The organism is Prosthecobacter sp. GW821-HT29F12 (assembly GCF_058803405.1).
In genome coordinates this window covers 6,524,047-6,549,734 of record NZ_CM179517.1, presented here as the reverse complement: position 1 = coordinate 6,549,734, position 25,688 = coordinate 6,524,047, and the positions used below count along the sequence as shown (strand labels likewise).

Genomic DNA, 25,688 nt, shown 5'->3' with positions numbered 1-25,688 from the left:
TCAGCCACTGACAAGTTTCTCTCTGAAGCGATTTTGCAGAAGGCTTTCTCTCACTCGCGGCCTTTGACGACTTTTACGAGCGGACGATAGCCGTACTCGTTGAGGAGGGCGATGGCGCCGCGATCGCTGGAGTCGCGGGCGACGTCGGACCAGGAGTTGAGGGCGTTGTAGATGCTGTCCATGGCGGCTTCGAGGGATTCGGAGCGGGTGGCTGCATCGTGGGATTTGTAGAGGGACTCGATGGCGCTGATGTAGTGGAAGGTGAATTCGAGGCGCTTGGCGTTGTAGAGTGTGAACGTGCGCGAGCCTTCGCGGGCGCGGGTGTTGGCGCGGTACATTTCGTTCATGGCGGTGGCGTAGAACGTTTTGGCTTCGGTGAGCCATTCGGGCAGGCTTTTCTTGGAGTTCAGATGGCGCAGCAGCATGTCTGGTGCGGGGATGCCGAGATTGGGATCATTTTTGGCGATGAGCTGCGAGGCTTTGTCGATGGCCTGGAAGCCGAGCCACATGCGCTCGGCGACACCTTCACCGCACATGGGTGTGACGAAATCGCTGAGAGCCTTTTCGCTGGTGAAGTCGTTTTTGGGCAGGACGGAAACGACCACGGGTTCGGCGGCGACGATTTCAAAACCGAGTTTGGTGGCGTGCTCGCGAAAGCGTGTGGTGATGGCAGCGACGTCGGGATTGCCGAAGGTGGACGCACCGTGGAAGGCTTTGCGGCCGCCGGTGTCGCCATCGACGCGGATGGGTTTGAATGGGGCGATTTTTGCGGGAATGGCGATGGAGGTGTACTTCAAGGTTTGGAGGCGCTTGAGGAGTTGTTCGAGTTCGTCCTGGGTCCATGACTCCTGCCCCATGGCGTTGCCGGTGTAGCCATTCCAGACACGTGAGCCATGCGGGGGCTGCGCGGTAATGATCTCGATGGTGTCCGAAGTGGAAGCAGACTTGGTGGTCTCCGCCAAAGCGGGTGCGGTGGAAGTGGATGAAACACACAGAAGGCTTTCGCGGGTGCGGACGAAGAGGCGGCCATCGGCGATGGCGGGTGTGGCGATGATTTCTTCGCCCATGTCGTGCTTGGCGAGGACCTTGAGCTGCGGCGCGTCTTCGAGTTCGACGATGAAGCCGTTCTTGGCGGCGATGTAGACTTTGCCAGCGGCGGCGATGGGTGAGGCGAAGTAGTCGCCGAAATTGCCGAGGCGGCTGCGGTCCCAGAGGGTTTTGCCGTTCTTGGCGTCGTAACAGCTCGACATGCCGCCGCTTTTGACGACGTAGATGCGGTCGTTGAAGAAGAGCGGTGAGGAGAGGTTTGAGGGAGTTTTGGGATCGATGTTCCAGAGGACGTGGGTCTTGGTGACATCGCCACTGCCGCCGCCTTTGATGGCCTGGATGATGTTGCCGCCTGCGGCCATGTTGTCAGGGGATTGGAAGGCGGTGTCGATTTCTTCGGGGCCAATGACTTTGTCTTTGTTTTTGTCGGAGGCGTCGAAGCGCTCGTGGAACTCTTTGGGGGTTTCTTCGCGGGAGAGGATTTTGTCCTGGTTGGTGTCGAGCCATTCGAGCAGGGCGTGCTTCAGGGTGCGGGTGGAATCGCCGTAGCTCTGAACGGCGATGTAGATGACGCCGTCATGCACGACGGGCGAGGTCATGATGGTGCGGAGGAGGGTGTTGCAGGTCCAGAGTTCCTTGCCGGTGGCGGGATCGTAGCCTTTCAATTTGCCGCTGCCGGCGATGACGAGGTCGGTGCGGCCATTGGCCTCACAGAGGACAGGGAGCGAATAACCGGCGAGCATTTCTTTGCGCAGCGTCTTCCATTTTTCTTTGCCGGTTTTTGCATCCACGGCGACGACGAAGGGAGCGAGGTCATCGTCCTGGCAGAAGATGACGGTGTCGTTGTAAACGATGGGCGAGGAGGCAGCGCCCCAGTCCATCAGGTAAGCGGGCCGGGGCATGGAGTGGCGCCAGACTTCTTTGCCGGTGGTGAAGTCGAAAGCGAGGAGGCCGATGGTGCTGAAATAGACGTAGACGCGTTCGCCATCGGTGGCGGGAGTGGAGGAAGCGTGGCTGTTTGGCGGGGTGATGCGCGGGAGGGTGCCGGTGTCGAACTCGCTGCGCCAGAGCTGCTTGCCGGTGGTGGCGTCGAAGCTGAAGACGCCGAGTTTCTGATCTCCCAGCATGGCGGTGGTGAGGACGCGGCCGTTTTTGATGATGGGAGAGCCGATGCCGTCGCCAATCTTGGCTTTCCAGGCGATGTTCTTTTCGGCGGAGAAATCCTGGGGGATATTTTTGGAGGAGGAGATGCCGGTGCCATTGGCGCCGCGGAACTGGGGCCAGTCTTCGGCGTGGAGGGTGATGGAGAGGAGCAGGGCGGTGAGGAGGATGCGATGCATGAAGGGCATTCAGTTAAAGGCGTTGATCTTGGGAGGCTGGGCGCACAGGCAGCGGCGGTGGTGCGTTGAAGACGCTGCTGGTGCGCGCGGTGTGCGAAGAAGGCGCTGGGTTTGCTTTCCGATTTCTTGCTGCCATACCCAGGGTCGCCTCGCTGAGGCTCGGCTGACCCTGGGCTAAATTCCGCAGCCCTTTCAGGGCTGGTGCCAGCGCGGAGTGAGGTGACGAAAGAAAGCGGCGTTCTCGTCGGAGAACGCGAAGTGCTGACATCTCTCCTACAGGCCCTCGCTGCCGCCCGCCCCGGTGTTCTGGGCTGAAAACGGAGAGTGCTGGCGTGATGGAACAAACGACAGCCCGCCTTGACCGAGTGGCATTCATGCAAGGCATCATGAAAAGAATCAGCCGAAGAGCTCGGTGAGGGGTTTGCCTTCATCGAGGAGGTTGTAGGCGCGGCCGAGCTTGTCTTTGGCTTCGAGGTCCTGGATGCCCATGGCGTAATAGACGGTCTTGGTGATGTCTTCGGGGTAGATGGGGCGGTCTTTGGGGAGTTCGGCGCGGGCGTCGGTTTCGCCGACGACCTGACCGCCGCGAATACCAGCACCTGCCATGAGGACGCTCATGCAGGAGGTCCAGTGATCGCGGCCGGCACCGAGGGTGCCGCCGGAGCGGCGATCACCGACTTTCGGCATGCGGCCCATTTCGCTGGTGACGAGGACGAGTGTTTCATCGAGCAGGCCCCGGCCTGAGAGGTCTTCCATGAAGGCGGAGAAGGCCTGATCAAACTGCGGGAGGAGGTACTTGCGAAGGCAGTTGAAGTTGTCGCCGTGGGTGTCCCAGCCGCCGGCGCTTTTGCATTGTTTGGCGGTGCTTTCATCTTCCTTCCAGAAGACGGTGACGAAGGGGACGCCGGCCTCGACGAGGCGGCGTGCCATGAGGAGGCTGGTGCCGTTGATGGTGTTGCCGTAGCGCTCGCGCAGTTTGTCGGGCTCGGACTTGATGTCGAAGGCGTTTGAGGTGCCGCTGGATGACAAGAGGTCAAAGGCACGCTCCTGCTGCTTCACGTAGTTTTGTACGGCGGCTTCGTGATCGAGTTCGCGCCGGGCCTGATTCATGGCGTTCAACAGGGCGTGACGGTCCTGCATGCGGGCAGCGGTCATGCTGCCGGACATGGAGATGGTGGGGGCGCTGAAATTCAGGGGTTCGTCGAAGCTGCCGGTGAGATAGAAGGGATCGTACTCCATGCCGATGCGGCCGGCGAACTGGCCGGGGCGGGTGAAGGGCAGCTTGCTGGGCTTGTGCGGGAGCGAGATGATCTGCGGGAGCGTGGGATGCTGCGGACGCTTCATGCCGATGACACTGCCCATGTAGGGCCAGTCTTCGGGATAGGGGCGGCGGTCGTTCCCCTGCTGCTTGAAGGTGGGATCGGGGGCGTGGCCGGTGAGGTTGTAGTAATAACCGGCGTGGTGATCGCCCGTGGCGCGACCGCCATCGGTGACGCCGTGCACGAGGGCGAAGTTGTGCGCTTGTTTGGCGAGAAGCGGGAGGTGCTCGCAGAGGCGGATGTCTGCGCCGGTGGTGCGGATGGGTTTGAACTCGCCGCGAAATTCCATAGGGGCTTCGGGCTTCATGTCCCACATGTCGATGTGGGAGGCACCGCCGCAGAGGAAGAAGAGCACGGTGGATTTTGCGGGCTTTGCGAGGGTGGCGGCGGGAACTCCAGGGCCGGTGGAAGCTCTCAAAGCAGGGCCGAAACGCAGTGATGCCAATCCCAGCGTCGAGGCCGTGAGAAAGGCCCGGCGGTCCATTGAGGGACGAAAAAGCGGTGAGTCCATAAGATGCGCGCAAGCCACCTACGTTCGCCAAATGGCCGCCTTACGGAAGTGCGGACGATTTGCGCATAGAGCCGGAGTGTGGTCTGATCCGGCGTGGAATTTCACCAGCTTCGTTACTTCATCGCCGCCGCCGAGGATTTGAGCATTTCTGCCGCGGCAAAGCGACTGCATGTGACGCAGCCTGCGCTGAGCCGGCAGATTGGCGTGCTGGAGGCGGAGCTGGGAGTGGCGTTGTTTGATCGCATTCGGAAGCGTATTTATCTGACTGAGGCGGGTCGTTTTTTTCTGCCGAAGGCGAGGCAGATTGTTTGCGATGCGGAAACGAGTGCGCAGCAGCTGCGCGAGCAGTATGGCAAGGCGCGCCGGACGCTGCGTCTGGGATTTCTGGCGCCGTTTCTGGATGATCTGGTGGTGCCTGCGGTGCGTGAGTTCCGGCAGCGGCATCCGAAGGCGCAGGTGAGCTTGTTTGAACTGCCGCCGCGTGCGCAGCTGGACCGGCTGCGAAACCATGAGCTGGATGCGGCGATTCTTGGAAACATCTCCGAGAGTGACCGTGCCTTTTTCAACACGCGGACGCTGTCACGCCACAAGATGGCGGCGCTGCTGCCCGAGGATCATGCGCTGGCGAAGAAGAAGACGATCAAACTCGCGGAACTGAAGAACGAACGGTGGGTGTCGCTTTCTGACACGTCTTTCCCGGGGCGGCGGGAGTTTTTGCGCTCGATTTGTCAGCAGGCGGGGTTTGATCCGCAGATCGTGAGCGAGGTGGATTCGCTCTCGATGATGCTGGGGACGGTGACCACCTTGGGCGGGGTGGCGTTGATTCCCGGGCATGCGAGCAAGATGCCGCACGGGGGATGTGTGTTTGTGCCGCTAGCTGCGCCGGTGCCGACGACGGAACTGCTGCTGGTGCTGCCGAAACAGGAGGCGAGCAAGGAGCTGACGACGCTGACGAGTTTGATCGCGGAGCTGGCGGCGCAGTTGGCGAAGGTGTAGGCGGTACTGGGGCGTTGGGTGAACTCAGCCCGCATGCGCGGCGGGGCTCATTGCAGACGCTGCTGGTGATTGCAACGTGTGGCGGAGTGCTGGGTTTGCTTAACGGTCGGTTGCGAGTTGACCCAGGGAAGCACTCGCCTAGGCTCGGCATCCCTGGGCTGAATTACGCAGCACCTTTGGTGCTGGTGTGAGGCGGAGCGGATAGGTGAAAGAGTGCGTCAGTTCGCCAATTGTGCCGTTCTCAAAACGCCTTTCCGTTAAGCTGGCGGCGCAGTTGGCGAAGGGGTAGGCGGTTTTGGAGCGCCTCGGAGTGCGGCGGCGTTGAGGCACCACTTTCGCACACTGATTGGCATGCGAGATCTGACCGGCCTGCGGAAAGCGGTAGCTGCGCTCGTTCCTCGCTACGCAACCGCAGTCCAAATGAATTGCTTCACTCCCTGCGATATGACTTATCCCTGAGCACCGGCCGTGGAGGCGCGGAACTGGGGGAGGTCGGCGAGGATGTTCTGGCTGCGCATGAGGGTTTCGCCGATGAGGAGGGAGTCTGCGCCGGCTTCGGCGAGGCGGAGGGCATCGGCGGGAGTTTTGATGCCGCTTTCGGAGACAAGGACGATATCGTCGGGGATTTCTTCGGCGAGTTGCTCGGTGGTGGCGAGATCGACGGTGAAGGACTTCAGGTTGCGGTTGTTCACGCCGATGATGCGGGCGTCCGTGGCGAGGGCGCGTTCGAGCTCGGGGAGGTTGTGAACTTCGACGAGGGCATCGAGCTGGAAGGTGTGGGCGACTTCGAGGAGGTGCTCGAGAGTGGGCTGGTCCAAGGCGGCGACGATGAGGAGGATGGCATCGGCACCGGCGACGACGGCTTCGAAGATCTGGGCCTCGTGAATGATGAAGTCTTTGCGCAGGCAGGGGATGTCGAGCTGCTCGCGGATGAGAGAGAGGTATTCGAGGCGGCCCTGGAAGTATTTTTCGTCGGTGAGGACGGAGATGGCGCTGGCACCGGCCTTTTCGTAGCCACGGGCGATGGTGAGCGGATCGAAGTCAGCGGCGATGGTGCCGACGGAGGGTGAGGCGCGCTTGACCTCGGCGATGATGCTGAGGCGCGTGGGGTCTGCGCGGAGGGCATCGTAAAAGGAGCGGACGTCATTGCGCAGGGCGGCGGCGGCGCGGAGCTTTTCAGCGCGCGGCAGCAGGCGTTGCAGTTCGGTGTGCTTGTGGGCGATGATTTCGTCCAGCTTGTTCATAGGGGGGCGCACGGTGGCGGAGGGATGGCGTTGTGCAACTCTCTACTGAAGGCAAAATACGCGTGCAGGGGTTTCTTGACGCCGTGCGTGATGCAGGCTCTCTCTGCATGGAATGCCCGAAGTGCCCATCAGTCCCGCCGCCGTGATCGAACTGCTCACCACCGAACACATCCTGGAACCGCAGGAGCCCCTCGCCCCTGACACGGACCTGTTTTCCATGGGACTGGATTCCATGGCGATGATGCAGCTGCTGCTGCTCATTGAGGAACGATTCCAGCTGACGATCAATCCAGCGGAGATGACGCGGGAGCGTTTTGCCACGGCCAGTGCGCTGGCGGGCTTTTTGGGAGAAAAACGCCGCCTAGCCGCCTGATGCCAATACTGCCCGCCACCACAGTCGATTTTTTCCTCGCTGGGCTTGAGGCGTTCATGCGCCGAAGCGGGCAAGGAACTCACTGGGGGGTGACCGTGCTGCAGCTGGAGGCGAAACCGGACGCGCAGACTTTGACGCAGGGGTGGGAGCAGGTCCACGCGCAGCACCCGATGCTGGGGGCGCGGCTGAAGCGGCAATGGCGCGGCTGGCGATGGGTCTGGGAGACGCATGGTACTATTACTGCACCGCCCATCTGCTGGCACGGGGTGCAATCACTCCCGCCTGGCGCAGAGGTGATCCAAGAACGGCTGCAGGGCAGAAGCAGCAGCGGAGCACTGACCACCCCTTTATGGATGGAGGTCTTTCCGTGGGGGACGGACGGCGCGCATGTGATCCTCCTGACCTGGCGGCATGCGCTGCTGGACGGGACGGGGATCAATCTGCTGCTGGAAAAACTGGCTGCGGGAGCGTGTGCCGCGGGACCGCCAGCCCAGACCATGCCGCCGCGTGAAAGCATGGCCCGCGTGTATAAGAGAGCCAAACCACTGACCGACAGGCTGCATGAGATGACCTCTGCCGGATGTCTTTCCGCATGGAAGAAGGGAATGCCCACCGGCGGACGGCCGGAATACCGGCTGATCGAACTTTCCAGGGAGGAGTCTGCGAAGGCCACGGCGCGACTGCGCGCGCTGTGCGGTGACTTTTTGCAGATGCCGTTTTATGCGGCGATGGCCGCACGTGCTTTACGGCTGCTGCATGAACGGCGTGACTGGCAGAGTCCGGAGATCCACCTGCACCTGCCGATGCAACTGCGAGGAAGAAGCCGCGAGCTGATTTTCGGCAACCACATGGGCGCCATGCCGCTGTTTCTAGATGCCGGGGCGCTGGGCTCGGTGGATCAGGCGGTAGCGCATGTGCTGGACAAGTACCGTGAGGCGATGAAGCAGGAGAGGGCGCAGGCCTCCGAGGCACTGACAACGCTGGCGGCTCAATTACCACTAATTACGTTCATCCCCATGGTACGCTGGACGAACATGGGGCAGATTTGCAGCCTGTTTCACTCACATACCGGCTCTTTTCTGCCGGGACGCAAAGAATTTGCGGGAGCTGCGGTGCAAAATATCTACACCATCCCAAGCGTCAGCACGCCGCCGGGACTGGGCATTTTTGTCTCTGATTATGCCGGACTCATCACGGTGACGCTGGCATGGAGGGGAGACGGAGTGTCTCAAGCAGAGATCGAAGCACTGGATCGGCGCATTCGGACGGATTTGACCGGCATCGCGGAAGAGTGACCGCAATGAAATTGATTAAAGTGCCAGGGAACCGCGACATGGACAGGCAGGCTGCCGTTGCTTCCGTCAGGACCTGGCGGGGTTCGCAAGCTGAACATCCGCGGCCCCTGACGCTGGTGTTCTAACTGCTGGGCCCATCGGGCACAAGCAAGATTGCAGCCTAAAGACAAAATGGGTGAAAATTGGTGTTGTCGAAACCCGGTGGTTCCGGTAAAAATTAGACTTTAAATTCTCAAATTACGCTTTCGTATGGTCTGGAAAATTCTATCTGCTCTCTCTGCCGTCTGTCTGGGCACCGCCTGCTATTTTGCCTGGGCAAACCAAAAACTGCTCGTGGAGGAGCGTAAACGCGAGGGTTTTGCCAATGAGAACCTGGCAGCCATGACGGCCCACATCGCCAAGGCAGAAGAGGCGAAAAAGAGCCGTGAGACGCAGCGCGACATGGCGAATCAGGAGCTCGAAACCACCAAAACTTCCGTGGCAGACTTTGCCGCCAAGGTGCAGACAGCTGAGCAGGAACTGGCTGCGGTGAAGACCAATCTGGAGCAGACCGCCAAGGTGGTGGCTCAGAACCAAAAGCTGATCGATGAAGCTGGCGACATCAAGGCTCTGCTGGCCCAGATTGATGCCATCAAAAAAGAACGCGCTGAAGCCGAGTCAGCACTGGCCAACCAGACCCAGCATCTGGCTGCCGCCCAAGAAAGAATCACCAGCCTGACCAATGCAGCGAAAGAGGCTGAGGAACGCGAAGCCCGTGGCCGCCGTGGCATTGTGGACGACGATTTCACTGCCAAAGTCGCCTATTCTTATACCGACTGGGGCTTTGTGGTGCTCAACAAGGGCAACGGTGGTGGTGTTTTTGCCAACGCGGATCTCGAAGTGAAACGCGGCAAGGACGTGGTCGCCAAGCTGAAAGTGCGCGATGTGGAGCAGAATTCCTCCGTGGCCGATCTGGTCAAAGGCAGCCTTGCCGAAGGCGAGCACATTCGCTCGGGTGATCTGGTGGTGGCTGCTGCTGAACAGAGCGCCAAGACCTCTGCACCCAAAACGCCTGATGGAGCCGCCGCTCCTGCAACTGGAGCCGCAGGCGCTGCCCCAGCCGCCACTCCCCCTGCAGCAGGTGCCGCGATGGGTTCTGATCCTTTTGGTGCGCCAGCACCAGCTCCGGGCGCAGCTCCTGCCGCCGCTCCCGCCATGGGTGCTGATCCGTTTGGCGCCCCTGCGGCCCCGGCCCCGGCAGCGCCTGCGGCTCCCGCCATGGGCGCTGATCCGTTTGGCACCGCTCCTCCTGCGACACCTCCAGCCGGAGGCGCCGCGCCAGCACCAAGCACTGCGGACCCCTTTGGTACAGCACCACCGGCCGCCAAGTGATCGCACACATCCGTTAGTCGCCTGACACCTTTCCCAGCTCCCCTTTTCCCATGACCAAAGTTCTTTTCATCCTTAGCGCAGTGGTGATCCTTGTAGCCAGCTTCTTCGCCTACCAAAACGGGCGTGAGTTTGCCGACGTACGCACCAAGGTGGCGGGGATTAACGCCAGCATCACGAGTCAAAAGAGCGCCCAAGAAAAGCTGCTGCGCCCAGGCTCGGGTGAAGTGCCCAAGCTGGTGGCAGACATCGCCCGCGTGCAGGGTGATCTGGACGTCGAAGCAGAGAAGCTCAAGGCGCAGAAGAACAAGCTGGCTCAAACCCAGGAAGAAATCACGCGCACCCAAGAAGAGTTTGCGGTGAAAGAGAAGAAGAAGCAGGAACAGGACGCCCTCCTCAAAGATCTTCCGCAGGGCATGAAGCCAGAGACCATGGTCGAAGGCATCCAGAAGTTGAAGAAGGAAAAGCTGGACTTTGAGGCGCAGGCCGAAATCAAAAAGAAAGAAGTGGCCGCTGAGGAAGACAAGGTGGCTGGCATCCAGAAGCGTTTGGATGAAGTGGTGCACAAGATTGAAGACCGCCGCAAAAACTTCGAACGCAACAGCCTGAGCTCACGCGTCATCGCCGTGAACTATGACTGGGGTTTTGTGATCATTGACGCAGGCAAGATGACGGGCCTCACTGAACAGACCAAATTGATCGTCACCCGTGGCGCGCAGACTGTGGGTAAAATCAGCATCATGACGGTGGATGGCAAAAATTCCATGGCCGCCATCGTGCCGGATGCAGTCGTCAATGGTCAGGTGATCATGCCAGGAGATCGTGTAATCCTCGAAAACTTGGTGCAAAACTGATTTGTCCCGTGCATAGGGAGGACCTCATGAAGACACGACTGCTCAGCTTTCTGCTTTTGGCAATCACCGCCGCATGCTCCCTGTCCTCCTGTGCCTCGGATGAACCGAAGCGCAAGAAAGTGGTGGGGCCGGATGGCAGTCAGTACAGCAACCTCCCGTGGAACCGTCCGCGGTCCTGGGAAGGCAACGCCAAATACGGCGGCATGGTTCCTGGCAGCCGCTAAGGTGCTGACACGCCAACGGTTTGGTGGACAACTTCGTGGGTGAGGGTTCGAGAGAGCCTTGGAGCTCGGTATGCTAAAAGGAGGTCATCCTTGCTTGGCCCCTGTTATTTGGAAGGGATGGACGAAGCGGAGTTCAGAGTGATCAAAATGATCCCCTTCCTTTGTTACCAACGCCGCAAAAGACTCCAAATATGGTTTTCGACTGGGTGCTGTAGCGAATTCGGAAACTGATTTTCGAACCGGGTGCCTGGGGACGTTCGGCGGCGGTTGGAGGACCAACCGCCCTACCTTCGCGCCATGAGCACTTGTACACCCAGCACTAGGCTGGGCTGACGGCCCCCAGACAGGCGCCATCGAAGCCCGTCATCCCCGAACAAGAGACAGCTGGCTGCTCGGAAATGAGTTTCGGAAAAGGATGCTGGCGGCCAAGAGGCTGCTTATTCCACTGCTTCCAGCAGGGCTTCGCCGTCAGCTGTTTTGACGATGCGATAGAAGCAGGTGGGACGTTTGGTGTGGCAGCAGCCGCCGCCGTGCTGTTTTACACGCAGAACCAGGGCATCCTGGTCACAGTCGGTGCGGATGTCGATGATCTCCTGAAATTCACCGCTGGTGGCCCCTTTATGCCAGAGCTGATTGCGGCTGCGGCTCCAATAAACGGCCTGACCGAGTTCCAGCGTCATTTTGAGGGACTGCTCGTTCATGTAGGCGAGCATGAGAGGCGCACCGGTCTCGGCATCGACCGCCATTGCAGGCATGAGGCCATGTTCATCGAATTTGGGGGCAAACAGCATGCCTTCTTCAATGGCATGCTTCGACTCGCGGGCGGCGAAGGAGATGGGAGGGGAGGCGGACATGGAAAGAATCTATGCTAGCGGCACATCCCCGCCGTGCAACCACCTCATTTTCCAGGAAAGATGGGGAGGACACTCTTGAGGAGGCCGGATCCGGCGTTTACTCCGTTTTCGATGACGCCGCTGGCTCCGTTGATGACTTTGCCGGGCAGTTTGGCTGCGTCCTCGCCAAGCACTGGTTTGAGCAGAGTTTCAGCCCCCTGGCCGACGATGGCACCGGGGGTATCCAGGAGGAGGGACATGCCGGCAGCACCGATGAGGCGGCTGCTAAGGTCCTCCATGGGGGCATCGAGCGTACCGACGATGTGGACGCGCGTCCATTGCAGGCCGGGAGGTGCGCCCGGGTTGCTCTCCACAAAGACGCGGTTGTTGGCGCCGGGGATGCCGCTCAATGTTTCTGGCGTGACGCCGAGAAGGAAATCGCCCTCCAGAGCCCGGCCGCGAATGGTCAGGGCGCCTTCAATGCGGAGGAGGCCGTTGGACTGCACGATGATTTTTTCGATGCGAAGAGCGTCGCCTTGAGGCCGGATGGAGGCGCTGCAGATGTCGAGCACGAGGCGTTTGAACCTGTGAGTGTTCGTGTAGGTCACGAGTTTGTCGAGAATGGGCAGCCCGGTGAGCTCGCCATCCTTGAGTGAGAGGTCGGCCTTCCATGCGGGCGGTGCATTGCGTGCCCCGGCCATTTCGAGATCGCCTTCGATCTTGCCGGAGAGACGCTGTTTCCACCAAGCATCGAGAAATTCGTCCATGGGGACGGCTTTGACATGGGTGAAGATCTGCCATGCGCCGGTTTCATACTTCACAGTCCCACGCAGTGTGGCCTCAGAAGCCTGCTTCCAACGCAAGGCGGCGTCACTGATTTGCAGCTGGCTGTCGCTCACACGAAGCGTGGCCCTGGTGAGGTCAAACTGGAGAGGCTCTTTTTGTTGGGGAGCCAGGATGGGGGTGTGCAATCTACCCCCGTTCAATTTGGCGGACACGGATACTTCTCCGGTGTGCCAGTCGCCAAGGCGCAGCTGGGAGTCTGCAATCTTCCATCCTTCCTGCTCAAACATGAAACGATGCACCTCGAAGCCGCTGATGCGCGTCTGGGTGGGGATGTAGCGACGCAGAAAGGAGGGAATCCCGTCGTTGCTGTCGTCGAATTTGGCGGCGTTTGAAGGGGGAGGACTGCTTGCAGCGGCGGTATGGCGCAGCGTGAGGTCGTCTGCTCCGGCATTTTGAATGCTCCACTTCCCCTGCCGGATGGCACCGAAATCGAGGGCGGCACGCAGGCCCCCTGCCTCCACGCTCCAGCCGGGATTGGAAAATGACAGTTCGGTGACGCTGGCGGTGTCGTCGTTCCAAGTGATCGGGGCGATGTGCGCGCTGCCGTCGATGCGTGCGGCAATCAGATCCTCGGCCTTCTGACGGAAATCATCCTTCTGGACATACGCACGTATGTAACTGGTAACGAGAGTGGGAGCCAGCAGCACAAGAACGACCCCGCTGACGAGGAGCAAACCCGCCAGCCACCACAGCCAGCCAAAAGAAGAGGAGGAGGGGCGCTGGCCCGGTCTGTTGCGGCGTTGCATTTTGGTGGTGGATTGAATTTTTTCGTCGCCAGAGCAGGACTCCCCGGCCTAGTGTCAGAAACCTATTTAACCTGTATGCTCAAAGCTCTCAACGTTTGTCTTGAAGTCGAAGGTCCGAAAGACTCGGAGAACAGCACGCTGCACCTGCTCCGAGAAGTGAGCTTCAATGTTCCCCCCGGGCATCTGGTGGCGATCGTGGGCCCTTCAGGCTGTGGCAAGACGACCTTGCTGAAAGTGATCACGGGCATCCAGCAGGAGACATCCGGAGAACTGCTGTGGGACGGCAGGAATTTGAGCGATGAAGAGGATCTGCATCCTGGAGATCTTGGGTATGTGCCGCAATTCAGCGTGGCCTATGATCTGCTGACGGTGGAGGAGAGCATTGCCAGCGCGATGGTGCTGCGGACGCAGCTGTCGCAGACGGAAGATTTCATCCCGGCGCTGGACCACATCCTGGAGGTGACGGGTTTGACGCATCTCTCCGACAGACAGGTGAAGGTGCTTTCCGGAGGGCAAAAACGCCGCCTGGGTCTGGCGCTGGAACTGGTGACCGATCCCTGCCTGCTGCTGTGCGATGAGGTCACCAGCGGCCTAGACCCGAAATCCGAAAACGAGATCACCAATCTGCTGCGCGTGCTTTCGCGCGGGCATCCAAAGCGTGTGGTGGTCAATGTCACGCACAGCCTTGCGAGCCTGGACGCCTATGACAGCGTGATGGTGATGTATCAGGGAGTGCTGACCTATCATGGCCCGCCGAATGCGATGATGCATTACTTTGCGGCCGAGCACCCCGAAGAGGTGTATCTCAAGCTCACGGAGCGCAAGGCCGGGGACTGGCATGAGTCGTGGGAAAAGCACCGTGACACCTATTACAAGCGCCATGGATTCGACGGTAAGCGGGTGCTGCCAGAAGACACGGAAAAGGAAGTTAAGAGGAGCAGCGGCCCCTCCAAGACCACGGTGCGTGAGGAGCGTGCGGTGGCAAAAGTAGAGCACGTTGAAGCGCCTGAGCACCTGGACCTGCCGCCGGTGGAAATGCCGTCCATGACGACGCAGTTGTTTGAGCTGCTGCGCCGGCGCTGGACGATTTTCCGCCGTGACAAGGCACAGGTTTGGCTGCACCTGGCCATGCTGCTGGGCTTTCCGCTGCTCGTCGTGATTTTCGCGCTGGACGGCATCAAGCCGCTGCGGGCGCTTTCGACCCATCAGGATGACAACTTTGCGCAGGAGATCATCCAGGTGTCGAAATATAAAGAGGAGCAGCTCAAGGCCGGAGGGCTGGTCTCCGGACTCATCATGCTGCAGGTGGTGCTGGTGACCCTGATGGCGAGCAACAATGCGGCGCGTGAAATCGCCTCTGAACGACTGATTTTGGAGCGCGAGAAACTGGGAGGACTGCACCCGTTTGCCTATATCGGCAGCAAGGTGATCTTTCTGGGCATGTTCGTGCTGGCGCAGAGTTTATGGATGGGGTTCTTCGTGGACATGGTGACCGGAGGGCTGCCTGGGGATCTGGTGACCAAGCTGGTGCTGCTAGTGCTGGCCTCTGCGGCGATGACCAGCGTGTGTCTGGGCATCTCGGCCATGAGCAAGACACCGGAAAAGGCCACGATCCTGTGCATCTACCTGGTCGGCTTTCAGCTTCCGCTTTCGGGTGCGGTGCTCACTCTGCCTGACTGGCTGGAGAACTGGGTGCAGCCGCTGGTGGTCGCCTTCTGGAGCTGGAGTGGCAGCCTGAGCAGCATGCGCAGCACGGCCTTTTATGACGCGGTGAAGCAGGTGACTTCCACGGATCTGATCGGGCCCGGCATCGCTGGATTCGTGCTGTTTGTGCATGTGCTGGTCGGCCTTGGCATGACGTTCATCGGCGTGCAGCGGAGCCAGTGGGACTCTTGAAGAGGATTACGGTTGTTTTCCGAGCCGCTGAATAGCCGTATTCGCTGGGCCTGAAAATGGGCGTCAGAATTTGTCGGCCATTTTTATGCCGAGCCAGAAGGCGGCTGGGATGATGGCGGCGAAGAAGGTCCAGTGGCGCTGCGGCGGAGGAGCGGGGCGAGGGTAGGCGGGAATGAGGCCGGCGGATGTCATGCGATCGTAGAGATCGGGGTGTGACAATCGTTTCGTCATCACTGCGGGCATCTGGTTGGCCTGGTAGAGCTTCTCAAGAGCACGGGCGTAGACCGGGCCTTCGGCTTCATTCGTGACGGACATGGAGTCGGCGCGGTTTTCCATGCGCTTGGCGGTGTTCGCGGCCAATTTTCGCAGCAGCCAAACACCAATAAAAAGCCAGAACACGCCACCGATCTGGAAGTGGTGCACGACAGGACGGGTGAATGCGAAACCCAGCCAGCTCAGGCCACCCAGCATTCTCGAACAGAGTACGGAACGAGATTCGCTCAGATGCGCCATTTCATGCTGCACGAGTGTGCGCAGTTCGGCATCGTCCAGCACCTTCATCGCCGGCGTGGTCACGATGATGCTGCGGATGTACATCAGGGCGAAAGCATTGGCCATGATGGCATCCATCACCCACGCACGGACGGGAGGCACGCCGGATGCCGCGGTGACTTCGTCGACGATCTGCCGCAGACGCGGTGTGTGTAGATTTGCACCGAGTCCAGGCAGGGCACGCAACCAGACGCCGGAGTAAATCAGGACCAGCAGCAGGGCCGCCACGCCCAGCCTGAGCCAGTCACTCGATTCAAGATTTTCGGAGGTGGAGATGGCAGCCCAGACAATGACGCCAAGCCAGGCGGAAGTGAGGAGCAGCATCCACAACGTCTGCTTCAGCCAAAGACGGAGCGAGAACTTCGGCCATACAAGGCGGTCGATGAAAAACTGTGCGGTGAAAAAACCGACCAGTGTAACGAACAGCACCATGCTGACAGCAGGCCCATCAGCAGCGAGTTCATGGCGCAAAATAAATCCAAGACCGATGACACTCATGGCAACGGCGGTGCGTGTCTTGCGCGCCAGCCACAGCCAGCGTGCTCGTTCCGTCCAGTGCTGATCCCAGGCCCGCACCCAAGGGCGCAATGACAACCACATCAACGTGAAGCTGTAAAGAACGCTGGCGACGAAAAGCAGGCCGAGAAGGAGTGCTGGAGAATGCATGATCAATGAGGCAGGCCGAAAAGATAATAAGCGGCGCAGAGCAAGGCGAGAACAATGGTTCCGGCGTTCAGTTCGCGTGCGCGACCTGAGGCCAGTTTCAAGACCGGATGCACGACCAAACCGGCGGTGAGACCGTTGGCGATGTTGTAGGTGAAGAGCATCATCACAATGGTGACGAAGGCTGGGACCCACTCGGTGAGATCATCGAAGTCAATGCGGCGCACGGAGCCGGTCATGAGAACTCCGACGGCGATCAAGGCGGGGCCGTAGGCAAAGCGGAGCTGCTGCAGGGGCTCGATCAAGGGGATGAAAAACAGCGAGAGGGCAAACAGGGCCGCCGTGACAAGCGAGGCGAGGCCGGTGCGTGCGCCTGCGCTGATGCCGGTGGCGGATTCAATGTAGGCGCCGCTGGTGGAAGTGCCCACGAGACCGCTGAACATGCAGGTGAGCGCATCGACGAGCATGGGCTTCTCGACCTGGGGAAAGTTGCCTTTTTCATCGAGCAGGTCCGCTGCGGCACCGAGTCCGGTGAGTGTGCCCAGGGTGTCTAGAAAACTCATCAGGAAGAGGGTGAGCAGCACTGGAAGGAAGCTGAACTGGAGAACGCTGGTGACGTCCAGTTTGAAGGCGATGAGACTCAGGTCATACTCACCGGTGAAGGGCAGCGCAGCGATGGCCTTGGGCATGTGGCCGAAGCCGAGAGCGCCGCCGATCAACGCTGTGATAATGATGCCGATGAGGAGTGCGCCGCGCACTTTGAGAATCATGAGCACGGTCATGAGCAGGAAGCCGCCGAGTGCGAGCAGGACCTGAGGATCGCGCAGATTGCCGATTTTGACGGGGACTGCGGGAGAGAGGAACAGACCGTGAGCATCGGTTGGCAAAGCGGGAGGCGGCAGGCCTGTCACAAAGCTGGTGACGATGCCGGTTTCATACAAACCGATGAAGGCCAGGAAGAGCCCGATGCCGACGGCGAAACTGTGTTTTAATCCGGCAGGCACGGAATTCGCCAGCCAGCCGCGAATGCCGAGCAGTGTGATGATGAGAAACAAAACACCGCTGACGAAAACTGCGCCTAGACGCTGCTCCCAGCCAATGCCGAGTGCGGCGAGACCAAAGGCGATGAAGGCATTTTCCCCCATGTAGGGTGCGACTGCGATGGGGCGGTTGGCGATCAGGGCCATCAGCAGGCAGCCCACTGCCGCCGTCAAAATGGTGGCCACTGTGCCGGGACCCACGGGAATGCCGGCGAAGGAGAGGATCGCCGGATTCACCACCATGATGTAGGCCATGGTGATGAAGGTGGTCACGCCGCCGATGATTTCGGCGCGGACGGACGAGCCATGCTGATGCAGCTTGAAGAAGGCAATCATGCTGGGGTGGAGAGGAGCGTGGAAGAGCCGAGCTGCAATTTGATTCCGCGTTCCAATGAGGCGTGATTTTATACGCAATTCCAGGCTGGCAGCGGTCGTTCACAGCGGGCCATGAAGTCCCTGCTGCTGCTTTCATCCTTTGTTCTCCTCCACTCATCCTCATGGGCCCAACCCAATGTGGTGCTCTTTCTGGTGGATGACATGGGATGGATGGACAGCGGGGTGTATGGCTCGAAGTACTATGAAACGCCCCACATCGACAAGTTCGCGACGCGGGCGATGCGGTTTACGAATGCGTATTCGCAACCGCTGTGCTCGCCGACACGGGGGAGCATCCTGAGCGGGCAGTACACGGCGCGACATGGCATCACGACGGCGAGCGGGCACCAGCCGCCGCAACCGGCGGGGCATGTGTTTCTAGCGGAAACCGGTCCGGCGAATGCGCCGATGCTGATGCCGGAGAGCAAGAACTACCTGGAGCCAGCGCAGATCACACTGGCGGAGACTTTGAAGGGGGCAGGCTATCGCACGGCGCACATCGGCAAATGGCACCTCGGGCTAACGCAACCCTACTGGCCGGAGCAGCAGGGCTTTGATGTGGCGTTTCACTGCCACCCAGATCCCGGACCACCGGGTGAGTATTTTTCGCCTTATGGGGTGCTGCTTGATGGCAAGCCCGGCGGCAAGACGAAAGTAGGAACGATCACCGACGGGCCGCAGGGGGAGTACATTGTCGACCGGCAGGCGGCGGAGGCGGTGAAGTTCATCGATGCGAGCAAGGGTGGCCCGTTTTTTCTCAACCTGTGGTGCTATGGCGTGCATGGACCGTGGGGGCACAAGGTGGAATACACGAAGTACTTTGCGTCGAAAAAAGATCCGAGCGGTCGGCAGGGGAATCCGATCATGGCGTCCATGCTGAAGAGCGTGGACGAGTGTTTTGGGCGCATCCTGGCGGAACTGGATCAGCAGGGCATTGCTGACAACACGATCATCATTTTCACATCGGACAACGGTGGCAATGCGCACAGCAATGTACCCGGTACAGGAAAAACGGAGGCGGCGGAGAAGAACAAGAGTGAGTTTCTGGCTGACTGGCGCAAGTGGGCCGGTGATCAACCGCCGACGATGAACACCCCGCTGCGCGATGGCAAAGGCACGCTGTATGAGGGCGGCACGCGTGTGCCGATGATGTGGGCCTGGGCGGGCAAGATCAAGCCTGCCAGCATGAGCGAGACCATTGTGGGGCCGATTGATATTTACCCGACAGTGATCGATCTCCTCGGCATCGCGAAACCGCAGGAGCAGGTTTTTGATGGGGTGAGTTATGCGAAGGTCTTGAAGGGTGAAGGCGAGCTGAAGCGCGAGGCCTACTTCAACTACCATCCGCACGGCGGTGCGAACCGCGCCGGTGGCGTGTGGGTGCGCCGTGGGGATTTCAAGCTGCTGCGCTGGTTTGGCAATCCCAACACACACGAGCTTTACAACCTGCGCGAGGATCTCAGTGAAGCGCATGATCTTGCGACGACGATGCCCGAGAAGGTGAAGGAACTCGATGCGCTGATTGATGGTTTTCTCAAGGATACTGGCGCGACTTATCCACGGCCGAATCCCGCTTATAAACCCGTGGCTGCCAAGGTGCCTGCGACAAAGACTGATCCGCTGGATGCGTGGAAGGAGCGCCAATGCAAGGCCACGGTGAACGCGGGTATTCTGACGATGAAGAGCACCGGGAAAGCGGGGACGGGATTCCTGGGCCATGGGATGGCCAAGATGAACGGACCTGCCACGGTGAAACTGCGGGTGCGCAGTGAAGCTGGCGGCGCAGGAAAGATTGACTCGCTGCCTCATGGTGCGGCTGATCCCAGTGTGGTGCATTCCGCCGCGCTTGAGGTGAAAGCGGGTGACTGGCAGGAGTTGAAGATTGAGCTGGGTGACAAGGGGCCGCTCGGCACGCTGCGTGTCTATCTGCCCGATGGTGAGATTGACTTTATTGAAGTTGCGCCTGCCAACGGGAAAGTGCAGCGGTGGGATTTTTGAATTCAACTCCCCTTCCCTTATGATCCGCCATACTGTCGCCTTCCGTCTCAAGCATGCACCTGGCTCCGCCGCCGAGCGGGATTTTTTACTGGCAGCCTGCGAACTCGCGAAGATCGAAGGCGTGCAAAAGTTTGAGTGTCTGCGCCAGACCAGCGTGAAGAACAGCTTCACCTTCGGACTCTCGATGGAGTTTGCGGATGCAGCGGCGTATGCTTTTTACAGCGAGCATCCGGAACACACGGCATTTGTGCAGCAACGGTGGATTCCTGAAGTGGTGGAGTTCATAGAGCTGGATTACGTGGCGCATGCGCCGTGAGAAGCGTGCCTGGGTGAGATTCAGCCGGGGCTCTTGAGGTGGAGAGGGGAGCGACGCTTCTGTGTCACCGCTACGCGGTTCCACCGAATATACTGGCGCGGGTCATGGGGATCCGTGGGTTGGCACCCACGGCTACCATTGTGCCAGCGCTACGCGCTTCCGAGCCTGCCAAAAGATGGCTTTGGATGAGATCACGAATTCCCCAAATGAATTTTCGAAAAGGATGCATGGGGACGTTCGGCGGAGGTTGGAGGACCAACCTCCCTACCTTCGCACAATGAATGATCGTGCGCCCTGGGTAAGCACGTCAACGGCGAGAGATATGCGGCTGGAATTCGAGGAGGTGGTTTCTCCGTGCTGAGCAGGCAGACGCGCGACAAGCTATGAAACGGAACCAAAAAAAAAAGCGCCGCGCCTGGTGTGAACCGGACGCGGCGTGAGGAATTCAGGATTGAATCAGGCGCTGATGTGATTGGAGACCAGCTTGGTCATCTCAAACATCGTCACTGTCTTCTTGCCGCCGAACACCGCCTTCAATGCGTCATCGGCATTGATGTTGCGCTTGTTCTTTGCGTCCTGGAGACCATTCTTTTTGATGTAGTCCCAAAGCTTCTTCGTGATCTGGCCACGAGGAGCAGGCTTGTTGCCGACGACGGCTCCGAGGATCGCGTCAGGCTGCACTGGCTTCATGAGCGCAGGATTGGGTTTCCGCTTTGCTTTGGCAGCCTTCTTGGCTGCCGGTGCTTTGGCAGCTTTCTTGGCTGCCGGTGCTTTGACAGCCTTCTTGGCTGCCGGTGCTTTGGCAGCCTTCTTGGCTGCTGGTTTTGCTTTGGTTGCTTTCTTGGCCATAGTGTTGTTGGCGGCTGTTGCCGTAGGAGCAGGTTATGAGAGCGCACTGCGGAGCGTCAACGCAAATTTCATCAATATTTGAGGTTGTTTCCCTGCGTACAGGCACTCTGCGCCCTGTGTAAATGCGGTTCCGCATATGTCGACGACAACCCTTTTTTCATTGCTGCATTTGTGCAGCATCGCGACCGAACACCAGCGTCAATCCATAAGCATCTACTGGATCAAAGATGGGTTAACCCCATGTCCATGAAGATGATTTCAAACCGAAAAGAAGGCTACACTTTCGCGCGGCTTTCAACCCATTGCACGGCGTAGCGAACCAGAGAGGCACCGTCGGTCATACCGAGTTTTTCTTTGATGTGAGCGCGATGGGCTTCGACGGTGCGGGCGCTGATGCTGAGCTGAGCGGCGATGTTTTTGGTGGGGACGCCACTGCCGATGAGCGAAAGGATTTCGAGCTCGCGGTCTGTGAGGGCATCCATGCCCGTGGCTTTGGAACGTGAAGCGCCGGTGACCTGCTCAAGCATGCGTGCGTTGAGAGATTCACTGACATAGAGACCACCGCTGATGACTTTGTGAATGGCGGTGACGAGGTGATCAGCGGCCTCCTCCTTCATCACATAGCCACGAGCACCTGCACGCAGGGAGCGCTCACCATAGAGTGTCTCATCGTGCATGGAGAGCACGATGCACTGGGTGGAAGGGTGCAGGGCGCGGATGTCTTTGACGAGTTCGAGGCCGTTCTTGTCCGGCAGGGTGAGATCAATGACCGCGAGATCGGGCTTGAGTTTGCCAACGACTTCGAGCCCGTCACGTGCGCTGCCGGCTTCACCGATGACATCCAGCCCCTCCTCGGCACGGATCAACTGTGCGAGACCATGGCGCATGATGGGGTGATCGTCGATGAGGACGAGGCGCTTTACAGATTTTTCGCTGGTGCGGGAACGCTGCATATGACCTGGGTGCCGCCGCCGGTGCGCGGCTCGATTTTGAGTGTGCCTCCTATCATTTGAGCGCGATGGCTCATGGTCAAGAGGCCCATGCCAGTTCCTTTGGCCGGCGAATCGGGAATGCCAATGCCATTGTCGCGGACATGGAGGACGATATTGCCACTCTGGCGGGCAAGATGAATGTCCACCCGGCCGGCCTGGCCATGCTTGACCGCGTTGGAGACGGCCTCCTGGGCGATGCGAAAGAGCTGCACGGAGAGCTTGTTGTCGGCCAGCTGCACCGGGTTGTCATAACGAAAATCACATGCGATCTCAAAGGCCCGGGCGGTGCTCTGGGCGAGCTCCTCAAGCGCTTTCATGAGACCGCCGGAGTCGATCACCACGGGCATGAGGCCGCGGGAGGTTTCACGGGCACGTGTGTTGGCCTTGCTGATGAGATCGACGATTTCCGCCAAGCTCCGGGCTTCGGCGCTGCCGGCCTTGGTGAGTTTTTTTTGCGCCACCTTCGCGAGGCAGCCGATGGCAGCGAGCTGCTGGCAGAGATCATCGTGGATGTCCTGGCCGATGCGCGCCTGCTCCTCCTCGCTGATGTGGAGGATCTTGTCCTCCAGAGCCTTGCGCTCCGTGATGTCACGGATGATGCCGGTGAAAATGCGACGGCCGCTGGGCAGCACGGCTTCACCGACGGAGAGGTCGATGGGGAAGACGGTGCCGTCTTTGCGCTGGCCCACGACTTCACGCCCGATGCCGATGATGCGCTTCACGCCGGAGTTCAGGTAGTTCTGAATGTAGCCGTCGTGCCGGTCGCGATAGGGCTGCGGCATGAGCAGGCTGATGTTTTTGCCGATGATCTCAGCGCGCTGGTAGCCAAAGAGACGAACCGTGGCGGTGTTGGCGGTTTCGATGATGCCATGGGAGTCGATCGTAACGATGGCATTGACCGCTGTCTCGACGATGGCGCTGGAGATTTGCTCGCTGGCCTGCAATGCCGCCTGCAACTGGGCAATGCTGGGATCATCAGGCGCTGGTCGCTGCATCGGCATAAGGATCTCAATCTGGAGCGATGACAAAGCCGTCCGGCTTCACGGCGAGGATCGAGCAGGGAGCATGCTGAACGATTTTCTCAGCCGTGGTGCCGATGAGCATCTCGCGCAGGCCCGTTTTGCCATTGGTGCCGAGCACGACGAGGGTGGCGTGCACTTCGTTGACATGATCCAGAATGGCTTCACGGATGTTCACGCGCTCCGTGACGTGCTGAGCGACCGTGACGTTTTCTGCATCACGTGTGAGCGGCTCCAGGAAGGCAGCCAGATCTTTGCGCCAAGTCGCCACAGCCTCAGGATCGTAGGTGGCAGGGAGCGAGGGAGCGAAGCCGCCGTAATCGAGCGACATGGCGAGGGCGCTTTGATACACATGAAGACAGTCGAGCGAGCCACCATCCTGCTGCGCGACATGGAGCGCGCATTGCACCGCCTTGGCGGAGTTTTCAGAAAAATCGACGCAGGCGACGATCTGCTTGAAGGGCCCCTGGGCATCTTCGCGCACAACGAGGACATCGACGGGGGCTTTGCGCACGCACTTGGCGGTGATGACGCCGATGCGGTGCGACTCATTGCGCGATCCCTTGGCCCCCATGACGAGGAGGTCGGCGCTGTGGGAGCGGCAGGCTTCGACAAGTTCGGAGAAGGGATTACCGATGCGTACTTCGGCATTCACGCCTGCACCCACTTCGGCATCATCCACAAACTTTTTGAGCCGTTCCACCCATTCAGCACGAATGGTGGCCTGATCGGCGGAAAGCGCGCTTTTGAGTTCATGCACGAGGAACTCGTCCATGACATGCACAGCGGTGATGGCGGCGCCGTCAAGTGAGGCGCGATGCACCGCCTCCCGCAGCGCGATGCGGCAGGAAGGGGTGAAGTCGATGGCGGCGATGACGTGATGGAGCTTTTTCATGGTGTGTTTGAATTAAAGTCATTTCACCATAGCCGTCGGAAAAAGGCAATGCCGCGCCGGGGTTGCGGCGTAGTGGGCAGAGCTTGTGCTCAAAGCCCGGCTTCTTCCTGCGCCTGCTCGACGGCGGCTTCAAGAGTCCACAGGGTGCGATCAAAGCTCTTCTGGCGTGCACGAAACTGGGCTTCGTCGGTGATGGCGGTGAGCGTTTCCAGTTCCTTGACCGCGAAGGCGTGATGCTGCTCCAGAGCGGCGATGCGTGTTTTGAAGTAATCGCGGCCGCCCTGATCCTTGAGCACATCGATGTCCGCCTTCCAGCCGGTGAGCGCAGTGCCGGCCTGCTGGAGGTATTCTGTGCGGCTGGTGGTCACATGGTCCTTGGCTTTTTTGTACCACTCGCGGCCTTTGATTTCGCCCTGCTCCTTCACTTTGGAGAATTCGTTTTTCAGCTTTTCCGCAGCGCGGCGGAGCTGATCATTGAGGCTGTCTTCGGCACGGAGCGAAAGAGCGCAAAGGCAGAGGGCGAGGCAGGTGATAAGGGCTTTTTTCATGGTCGTCGAGGGATACGGCTGGATGCCGCCAACCATGCATGCTCTTTTCCTTGGCGAAAGAATTTCCCACCAGCTCCGTCAACTTCACGCCCATGATCCGCACGACCGCCCTCACCGCCCTGTCCATTTCCCTGCTGAGTGTTCTTTCGAGCGCCCAGCCTGCCACGAAGCCTGTATTCTGGCCCGGGAAGGGAGGCCCGACGCAAGACAGCATCGTCCCGGCGGCCGATGTGGCGCGCATTCCTCTGGAGTGGGACAGCGCCTCCGGCAAAAACATTGCCTGGCGTACGCCGCTGGAAGGCCTGGGGCATTCCTCGCCAGTGATCGGCGGTGACATGATCTGGTTCACCTCCGCCACGGCGGACGGCACCAAGCAGTTCATCTATGGCATCGACCGTCACAGTGGGAAGATCGTGCATCATGACGTGGTGTTTGAGAACGTGGCTCCTGAAGACCTGGGCAACCCCATCAACAATTACGCAGCCCCTTCTCCTGTGCTGGAAGAGGACGCGCTGTATGTACACTTCGGCACCTATGGCACGGCGCGCATCGATCCTGCGACGGGCAAGAAAGTGTGGGAGCGCCGCGACATCAACGTGCGCCACTTCCGTGGTCCGGGCTCATCGCCAATCATCTACGGCGACCTGATCATTCTGACCTTTGATGGCATTGACCAGCAGTTCGTCACGGCGCTGGACAAGAAGACGGGCAAGAGCGTGTGGAAAACCGCCCGCACCACGGACTATGGCGACCTGGACAAAGAAGGTAAGCCGACCCGGGACGGGGACATGCGCAAAGCCTACCATACGCCAGGCGTGTTTAAAATGGGGGGCAAGGATGTGCTCGTCTCCATTGGATCCAGAGCCGCTTTTGGCTATGAGGTTTCCACAGGGAAGGAACTCTGGACCATCCGCCACGGGGGATTCAATGCCGCGATTCCGCCACTGCGTTACGAGGACATGCTGATCCTTAACACGGGGGCGGAAAGGGCGCACACCCTTTGCGTACGCATTGATGACAAGATGAGCGGGGACATCACTGAAAGCCATGTGCTGTGGGACCGGGAGAAGCGGAATGCGAGCGAGGCGGCCCCGGTGCTGGTGAATGGCATCCTGTATCAGACCACGCGTGGCGGCATCGTGAGTGCGGTGGATGTCAAATCGGGCAAGGATCTCTGGGATGACCGGCTGGCGGGCAAGCACGTCCCTGCCCCCTTGGTGCTCGGGGACAAGCTGCTGTTCGCCAATGACCGTGGGGAATGCTTTCTGGTCCGTGCCTCGCCGGAAAAATTTGAGGTCGTCGGGCAAAACCAGCTCGGCGAGCAGATCACGGCCTCTCCTGCGGTGGCAGACGGGGCGCTGTTTATTCGCAGCAGCGGAGCGCTTTACAAGATTGCGACCAAGTAGTCGGAAAGGGCAGATTCCCGGGTGAAGGCTGCTTAAGCCACTGAAAATTGGCCATCCAAAGTAAATACAAAAACGGAACTCCAGCCTGATAAAACGTTAGTCACGGGGGGCTTCTTTCAGTGCGCATGTGGCGTAGGGGAAAA

The 25,688-nt window shown here is 59.7% G+C and carries 23 protein-coding genes and 1 other RNA gene; 11 read left to right on the top strand and 13 right to left on the bottom strand.

What is annotated here, in order from left to right:
* Positions 1-50: 50 nt before the first annotated feature.
* On the bottom strand, positions 51-2,387 hold the full coding sequence (locus AC3RLQ_RS27050; RefSeq protein ID WP_493031773.1) for an outer membrane protein assembly factor BamB family protein: 2,337 nt from the start codon (positions 2,385-2,387) through the stop codon (positions 51-53).
* Positions 2,388-2,783: 396 nt separating this feature from the next.
* Positions 2,784-4,217 carry a DUF1501 domain-containing protein gene (locus AC3RLQ_RS27045; protein ID WP_493031772.1) on the bottom strand — a complete coding sequence of 478 codons (1,434 nt, stop codon included), beginning with the start codon at positions 4,215-4,217 and terminating at the stop codon, positions 2,784-2,786.
* 93 nt (positions 4,218-4,310) lie between these two features.
* Between AC3RLQ_RS27045 and AC3RLQ_RS27040 the strand changes: the two genes are divergently transcribed.
* Positions 4,311-5,213 carry a LysR substrate-binding domain-containing protein gene (locus tag AC3RLQ_RS27040; protein WP_493031771.1) on the top strand — a complete coding sequence of 301 codons (903 nt, stop codon included), beginning with the start codon at positions 4,311-4,313 and terminating at the stop codon, positions 5,211-5,213.
* Positions 5,214-5,662: 449 nt separating this feature from the next.
* Here the strand turns inward: AC3RLQ_RS27040 and trpC are convergent, their stop codons facing one another.
* Entirely contained in the window at positions 5,663-6,457 is a 795-nt protein-coding gene (gene trpC / locus AC3RLQ_RS27035; RefSeq protein WP_461528629.1) for an indole-3-glycerol phosphate synthase TrpC, read from the bottom strand.
* A gap of 112 nt (positions 6,458-6,569) precedes the next feature.
* On the opposite strand from trpC, the gene AC3RLQ_RS27030 reads away from it, so the two are divergent.
* Both AC3RLQ_RS27030 and AC3RLQ_RS27025 read left to right on the top strand, forming a co-directional pair.
* On the top strand, positions 6,570-6,830 hold the full coding sequence (locus tag AC3RLQ_RS27030) for an acyl carrier protein (RefSeq protein ID WP_493031770.1): 261 nt from the start codon (positions 6,570-6,572) through the stop codon (positions 6,828-6,830).
* A gap of 56 nt (positions 6,831-6,886) precedes the next feature.
* On the top strand, positions 6,887-8,125 hold the full coding sequence (locus AC3RLQ_RS27025; protein WP_493031769.1) for a hypothetical protein: 1,239 nt from the start codon (positions 6,887-6,889) through the stop codon (positions 8,123-8,125).
* Positions 8,126-8,143: 18 nt separating this feature from the next.
* Here the strand turns inward: AC3RLQ_RS27025 and ffs are convergent.
* Positions 8,144-8,238, bottom strand: an RNA gene (gene ffs, locus AC3RLQ_RS27020) — signal recognition particle sRNA small type.
* Between the two features lie 136 nt (positions 8,239-8,374).
* Between ffs and AC3RLQ_RS27015 the strand changes: the two genes are divergently transcribed.
* Genes AC3RLQ_RS27015 through AC3RLQ_RS27005 form a run of 3 tightly spaced genes read left to right on the top strand, consistent with a single transcriptional unit; the run spans position 8,375 to position 10,571 of the window.
* On the top strand, positions 8,375-9,496 hold the full coding sequence (locus tag AC3RLQ_RS27015; RefSeq protein WP_493031768.1) for a hypothetical protein: 1,122 nt from the start codon (positions 8,375-8,377) through the stop codon (positions 9,494-9,496).
* Positions 9,497-9,546: 50 nt separating this feature from the next.
* On the top strand, positions 9,547-10,347 hold the full coding sequence (locus AC3RLQ_RS27010) for a hypothetical protein (protein WP_493031767.1): 801 nt from the start codon (positions 9,547-9,549) through the stop codon (positions 10,345-10,347).
* 26 nt (positions 10,348-10,373) lie between these two features.
* Positions 10,374-10,571, top strand: coding sequence for a hypothetical protein (locus AC3RLQ_RS27005; RefSeq protein WP_422319879.1), 198 nt, complete (start codon positions 10,374-10,376; stop codon positions 10,569-10,571).
* A gap of 437 nt (positions 10,572-11,008) precedes the next feature.
* On the opposite strand, the gene hisI is transcribed toward AC3RLQ_RS27005, so the two are convergent.
* Both hisI and AC3RLQ_RS26995 read right to left on the bottom strand, forming a co-directional pair.
* On the bottom strand, positions 11,009-11,425 hold the full coding sequence (hisI, locus tag AC3RLQ_RS27000) for a phosphoribosyl-AMP cyclohydrolase (protein ID WP_493031766.1): 417 nt from the start codon (positions 11,423-11,425) through the stop codon (positions 11,009-11,011).
* A gap of 44 nt (positions 11,426-11,469) precedes the next feature.
* A complete protein-coding gene (locus tag AC3RLQ_RS26995; protein WP_493031765.1) occupies positions 11,470-12,996 on the bottom strand; it encodes a hypothetical protein in 1,527 nt (508 codons plus the stop codon).
* 75 nt (positions 12,997-13,071) lie between these two features.
* Here AC3RLQ_RS26995 and AC3RLQ_RS26990 point away from each other — a divergent pair, with 75 nt between their 5' ends.
* Positions 13,072-14,892 (top strand): ATP-binding cassette domain-containing protein, encoded by a 1,821-nt coding sequence (locus tag AC3RLQ_RS26990; protein ID WP_493031764.1) that lies wholly within the window; start codon positions 13,072-13,074, stop codon positions 14,890-14,892.
* Positions 14,893-14,955: 63 nt separating this feature from the next.
* Here AC3RLQ_RS26990 and AC3RLQ_RS26985 read toward each other — a convergent pair whose 3' ends face one another.
* Together AC3RLQ_RS26985 and AC3RLQ_RS26980 are read right to left on the bottom strand one after the other, a co-directional pair.
* Entirely contained in the window at positions 14,956-16,110 is a 1,155-nt protein-coding gene (locus AC3RLQ_RS26985; RefSeq protein WP_493031763.1) for a M56 family metallopeptidase, read from the bottom strand.
* A 2-nt stretch (positions 16,111-16,112) separates the two neighbouring features.
* Positions 16,113-17,483, bottom strand: a complete 1,371-nt coding sequence (locus AC3RLQ_RS26980; protein ID WP_493031762.1) for an NCS2 family permease — start codon at positions 17,481-17,483, stop codon at positions 16,113-16,115.
* Between the two features lie 111 nt (positions 17,484-17,594).
* Between AC3RLQ_RS26980 and AC3RLQ_RS26975 the strand changes: the two genes are divergently transcribed.
* Positions 17,595-19,520: a sulfatase gene (locus AC3RLQ_RS26975; protein ID WP_493031761.1), complete on the top strand. Its 1,926-nt coding sequence runs from the start codon at positions 17,595-17,597 to the stop codon at positions 19,518-19,520.
* A gap of 19 nt (positions 19,521-19,539) precedes the next feature.
* On the top strand, positions 19,540-19,836 hold the full coding sequence (locus AC3RLQ_RS26970) for a Dabb family protein (RefSeq protein ID WP_493031760.1): 297 nt from the start codon (positions 19,540-19,542) through the stop codon (positions 19,834-19,836).
* 456 nt (positions 19,837-20,292) lie between these two features.
* On the opposite strand, the gene AC3RLQ_RS26965 is transcribed toward AC3RLQ_RS26970, so the two are convergent.
* On the bottom strand, positions 20,293-20,526 hold the full coding sequence (locus AC3RLQ_RS26965) for an SWIB/MDM2 domain-containing protein (RefSeq protein ID WP_422319887.1): 234 nt from the start codon (positions 20,524-20,526) through the stop codon (positions 20,293-20,295).
* Between AC3RLQ_RS26965 and AC3RLQ_RS26960 the strand changes: the two genes are divergently transcribed.
* On the top strand, positions 20,525-20,767 hold the full coding sequence (locus tag AC3RLQ_RS26960) for a hypothetical protein (protein ID WP_461524195.1): 243 nt from the start codon (positions 20,525-20,527) through the stop codon (positions 20,765-20,767). The genes AC3RLQ_RS26965 and AC3RLQ_RS26960 overlap by 2 nt on opposite strands.
* 193 nt (positions 20,768-20,960) lie before the next feature.
* On the opposite strand, the gene AC3RLQ_RS26955 is transcribed toward AC3RLQ_RS26960, so the two are convergent.
* From AC3RLQ_RS26955 to AC3RLQ_RS26940, 4 genes are all read right to left on the bottom strand, one after another.
* A complete protein-coding gene (locus tag AC3RLQ_RS26955; RefSeq protein ID WP_422319889.1) occupies positions 20,961-21,638 on the bottom strand; it encodes a response regulator in 678 nt (225 codons plus the stop codon).
* A complete protein-coding gene (locus tag AC3RLQ_RS26950) occupies positions 21,605-22,672 on the bottom strand; it encodes a sensor histidine kinase (RefSeq protein ID WP_493031759.1) in 1,068 nt (355 codons plus the stop codon). The genes AC3RLQ_RS26955 and AC3RLQ_RS26950 overlap by 34 nt, the downstream gene beginning before the upstream one ends.
* Before the next feature lie 13 nt (positions 22,673-22,685).
* Positions 22,686-23,591 (bottom strand): universal stress protein, encoded by a 906-nt coding sequence (locus AC3RLQ_RS26945; protein ID WP_493031758.1) that lies wholly within the window; start codon positions 23,589-23,591, stop codon positions 22,686-22,688.
* An 89-nt stretch (positions 23,592-23,680) separates the two neighbouring features.
* Positions 23,681-24,139: a hypothetical protein gene (locus AC3RLQ_RS26940; RefSeq protein ID WP_493031757.1), complete on the bottom strand. Its 459-nt coding sequence runs from the start codon at positions 24,137-24,139 to the stop codon at positions 23,681-23,683.
* Between the two features lie 38 nt (positions 24,140-24,177).
* Between AC3RLQ_RS26940 and AC3RLQ_RS26935 the strand changes: the two genes are divergently transcribed.
* Complete coding sequence (locus tag AC3RLQ_RS26935) at positions 24,178-25,545, top strand: outer membrane protein assembly factor BamB family protein (RefSeq protein ID WP_493031756.1); 1,368 nt, start codon at positions 24,178-24,180, stop codon at positions 25,543-25,545.
* Positions 25,546-25,688 lie beyond the last annotated feature (143 nt).

Excerpts from the sequence above, each read along its gene's own strand:
- AC3RLQ_RS27050 (WP_493031773.1), bottom strand. The coding sequence starts at position 2,387 with ATGCATCGCATCCTCCTCACCGCCCTGCTCCTCTCCATCACCCTCCAC.
- AC3RLQ_RS27045 (WP_493031772.1), bottom strand. The coding sequence starts at position 4,217 with ATGGACTCACCGCTTTTTCGTCCCTCAATGGACCGCCGGGCCTTTCTC.
- trpC (WP_461528629.1), bottom strand. The coding sequence starts at position 6,457 with ATGAACAAGCTGGACGAAATCATCGCCCACAAGCACACCGAACTGCAA.
- AC3RLQ_RS27030 (WP_493031770.1), top strand. The coding sequence starts at position 6,570 with ATGCCCGAAGTGCCCATCAGTCCCGCCGCCGTGATCGAACTGCTCACC.
- AC3RLQ_RS27025 (WP_493031769.1), top strand. The coding sequence starts at position 6,887 with ATGCGCCGAAGCGGGCAAGGAACTCACTGGGGGGTGACCGTGCTGCAG.
- AC3RLQ_RS27015 (WP_493031768.1), top strand. The coding sequence starts at position 8,375 with ATGGTCTGGAAAATTCTATCTGCTCTCTCTGCCGTCTGTCTGGGCACC.
- AC3RLQ_RS27010 (WP_493031767.1), top strand. The coding sequence starts at position 9,547 with ATGACCAAAGTTCTTTTCATCCTTAGCGCAGTGGTGATCCTTGTAGCC.
- AC3RLQ_RS27005 (WP_422319879.1), top strand. The coding sequence starts at position 10,374 with ATGAAGACACGACTGCTCAGCTTTCTGCTTTTGGCAATCACCGCCGCA.
- hisI (WP_493031766.1), bottom strand. The coding sequence starts at position 11,425 with ATGTCCGCCTCCCCTCCCATCTCCTTCGCCGCCCGCGAGTCGAAGCAT.
- AC3RLQ_RS26995 (WP_493031765.1), bottom strand. The coding sequence starts at position 12,996 with ATGCAACGCCGCAACAGACCGGGCCAGCGCCCCTCCTCCTCTTCTTTT.
- AC3RLQ_RS26990 (WP_493031764.1), top strand. The coding sequence starts at position 13,072 with ATGCTCAAAGCTCTCAACGTTTGTCTTGAAGTCGAAGGTCCGAAAGAC.
- AC3RLQ_RS26985 (WP_493031763.1), bottom strand. The coding sequence starts at position 16,110 with ATGCATTCTCCAGCACTCCTTCTCGGCCTGCTTTTCGTCGCCAGCGTT.
- AC3RLQ_RS26980 (WP_493031762.1), bottom strand. The coding sequence starts at position 17,483 with ATGATTGCCTTCTTCAAGCTGCATCAGCATGGCTCGTCCGTCCGCGCC.
- AC3RLQ_RS26975 (WP_493031761.1), top strand. The coding sequence starts at position 17,595 with ATGAAGTCCCTGCTGCTGCTTTCATCCTTTGTTCTCCTCCACTCATCC.
- AC3RLQ_RS26970 (WP_493031760.1), top strand. The coding sequence starts at position 19,540 with ATGATCCGCCATACTGTCGCCTTCCGTCTCAAGCATGCACCTGGCTCC.
- AC3RLQ_RS26960 (WP_461524195.1), top strand. The coding sequence starts at position 20,525 with ATGAGCGCAGGATTGGGTTTCCGCTTTGCTTTGGCAGCCTTCTTGGCT.
- AC3RLQ_RS26965 (WP_422319887.1), bottom strand. The coding sequence starts at position 20,526 with ATGAAGCCAGTGCAGCCTGACGCGATCCTCGGAGCCGTCGTCGGCAAC.
- AC3RLQ_RS26955 (WP_422319889.1), bottom strand. The coding sequence starts at position 21,638 with ATGCAGCGTTCCCGCACCAGCGAAAAATCTGTAAAGCGCCTCGTCCTC.
- AC3RLQ_RS26950 (WP_493031759.1), bottom strand. The coding sequence starts at position 22,672 with ATGCAGCGACCAGCGCCTGATGATCCCAGCATTGCCCAGTTGCAGGCG.
- AC3RLQ_RS26945 (WP_493031758.1), bottom strand. The coding sequence starts at position 23,591 with ATGAAAAAGCTCCATCACGTCATCGCCGCCATCGACTTCACCCCTTCC.
- AC3RLQ_RS26940 (WP_493031757.1), bottom strand. The coding sequence starts at position 24,139 with ATGAAAAAAGCCCTTATCACCTGCCTCGCCCTCTGCCTTTGCGCTCTT.
- AC3RLQ_RS26935 (WP_493031756.1), top strand. The coding sequence starts at position 24,178 with ATGCTCTTTTCCTTGGCGAAAGAATTTCCCACCAGCTCCGTCAACTTC.